The sequence below is a fragment of the Peterkaempfera griseoplana genome, from assembly GCF_001418575.1.
Lineage (GTDB): Bacteria > Actinomycetota > Actinomycetes > Streptomycetales > Streptomycetaceae > Peterkaempfera > Peterkaempfera griseoplana.
The window spans coordinates 1-2329 of the sequence record NZ_LIQR01000704.1 but is presented as its reverse complement, the minus strand read 5'-3'; the positions used below and the strand labels follow the sequence as shown (position 1 = coordinate 2329).

At 71.5% G+C, this 2329-nt stretch carries 3 protein-coding genes; all 3 read right to left on the bottom strand.

The features are described from left to right. On the bottom strand, positions 1-224 hold a 224-nt coding region (locus AOK09_RS35720; RefSeq protein WP_169797117.1), incomplete at its 3' end, for an FxsA family protein. 133 nt (positions 225-357) lie between these two features. Next, the gene (locus tag AOK09_RS35715) at positions 358-1230 is read right to left on the bottom strand and encodes a polyprenol monophosphomannose synthase (protein ID WP_079063693.1); all 873 of its coding nucleotides are present in this window, start codon (positions 1228-1230) and stop codon (positions 358-360) included. A gap of 94 nt (positions 1231-1324) precedes the next feature. Further along, positions 1325-2329: apolipoprotein N-acyltransferase (gene lnt / locus AOK09_RS35710; RefSeq protein ID WP_107101536.1), on the bottom strand; the 1005-nt coding region annotated here is incomplete at its 5' end.

Genomic DNA, 2329 nt, shown 5'->3' with positions numbered 1-2329 from the left:
ACCGAGCGGGCCGCGGCCCGCAGCGCCCGCAGGCCCGCGCGCTTGACGATCCAGCCGCCGAGTACGGCGCCCAGCACCAGCAGCACCACCACGGTCGCACCGCCCGCCACCGAGGCCACCTGCAGGGCGACCCAGATCTCCAGCACCAGCCAGGCCGCGACCAGCAGCGGCAGCAGGGTGCGCGCCCGTCCGCGGGCGCGGGGTCGGGGTCGTGCCTCGGTCACCTGGGGTCCACTCCGTCCGCTCACCCGGCGCTCCGCGGTGGAGCGCCGACGGACCGGGACATGGCCCGCCCCGTCGTCGGGGCGGGCCTGTCGGGTCCGTGCGGGGTGCCGGCCAGGCCGGCGGGACCTGCGCCTACTGGCGGGCGGTCTCGTTCACCCCTGCTTCCGACTCAACGCCGGAGGCGGCGGGGGTGTTCCGGGCGGCGCCGGCGTTGGGGGCGGGGAGCCGGCCCAGCCGGTTCTGGATGCCCCAGCTGGTGACCCTGGTCATCGCCTCGATGACGATGTTGCGGCTCATCTTGCTGGCGCCGAGCTCCCGCTCCACGAAGGTGATCGGCACCTCGACGACCTTGAAGCCGGCCCGTACGGCGCGCCAGGCCAGGTCGATCTGGAAGCAGTAGCCCTGCGAGGCCACCTCGTCCATCCCCAGACCGAGCAGGGTCTCCTTGCGGAACGCCCGGTAGCCGCCGGTGACGTCGCGGATCTGCACCCCGAGCATCAGCCGGGAGTAGGTGCTGCCGCCCCGGGAGATGAAGGCCCGGTGCTTGGGCCAGTTGACGGTGCTGCCGCCGGACACCCAGCGGGACCCCAGCACCAGGTCGGCGCCGGCGCCCAGGGCGGTCAGCAGGCGGGGCAGCTGCTCGGGCTGGTGGGAGCCGTCCGCGTCCATCTCGACCAGGACGTCGTAGCCGTTGTCGATGCCCCAGCGGAACCCGGCGAGGTAGGCCGCTCCGAGACCCTCCTTGCCCTTGCGGTGCATCACATGCACATGGTCGTCGGCGGCGGCCAGCTCGTCCGCGGCCTTGCCCGTGCCGTCCGGGCTGTTGTCGTCCGCGACGAGGATGTGCGCCTCCGGCACCGCGGCCCGGACGCGGGCGGTGATCCGGGTGACGTTCTCGACCTCGTTGTAGGTCGGAATGATGACCAAGATTTTGCCGAGATCGGCAAAACTTTGAGGCTCTTCGGCGCTTTTGTCGGTCACGGACCGGCCTTTCTCCAATTGCATCGGGCATGAGTGCGACAGGAGGTCGCCGGAAGTTTCCCTGATGGTTACCCGGCGCCGTCCCCCCGGACGTCCGCCCTCCTGAACGGGGCGCCGGTCAGACGCCGTCGCCGTGTACGTCCGGCGCCGCCGGACCCCCGGTGACCGGTGACCCCGACGCCGCACCCCGGCGGATTCGGAATCGACTCCTCGGGATGCCTGCCGCACAGGAGAGCAACCCCACAATAGCGATCGTCCACTCCGGCCATGCACCCAGGCGGTCGGCGAGAGTTCTGCCGTCGCGCAGGGGGATTTTGGCTGTCAGTTCCGCCGGGGTCAATTCGGCGGTGCGCTGCTGCACCGAGCCGTCCGGCCCGATGATCGCGCTGATTCCACTGGTGGCCGCGATCAGCACCGCACGGCCGTGCTCGACGGCACGCAGTCTGGACATGGCCAGCTGCTGCTCGGGCTGTCCGCTGCGCGCATAGGTGGCGTTGTTGGTCTGCACGACCAGGACCCGGCCGCCCGCGTCCACGCTGTCGCGGACGATCTCGTCATAGGCGACCTCGAAGCAGATCACGTCGCCGATCCGCACCGGTCCCAGCTGCATCACGCCGTTGGTGGTGCCCGGGTAGAAGTCGCGGGCCACCCGGTTCAGCCGGGTGATGAACTTCGACAGCACCGAGCGGAAGGGGACGTACTCCCCGAACGGGACCGGGTGCTGCTTGGTGTACGAGGCGCCCGGGCCCTTGACCGGGTCCCAGACGATCCCCTCGTTGCGCACATGCTGGTTGTCGGGGCCGTCCACCAGGGTGCCGACCAGCACCGGGACCCCGATGTCCCGCACCGCGCGGTCGATCGCCGCATAGGCCTCGGGGCTGGTGAAGGGGTCGAGGTCGGAGGAGTTCTCCGGCCAGATCACCACGTCGGGCCTGGGGCGGCGGCCCGCCGCCACATCGGCGGCCAGCCGCTCCGTGGCGCGCACATGGTTGTTGAGCACCGCCATCGGGCGGCCGAGGAAGTCCATGCCCGGGTGCGGCACATTGCCCTGGATGACGGCCACCTCGGCGGTGTCGTCGCCCTTGGTCGGCACCGGCACCGCGAGCCCGGCCAGGGCCACCGC

What these genes read in the sequence shown, in the direction of transcription:
- AOK09_RS35715 (WP_079063693.1), bottom strand. Translation starts at nt 1,230, where the DNA reads ATGCAATTGGAGAAAGGCCGGTCCGTGACCGACAAAAGCGCCGAAGAG.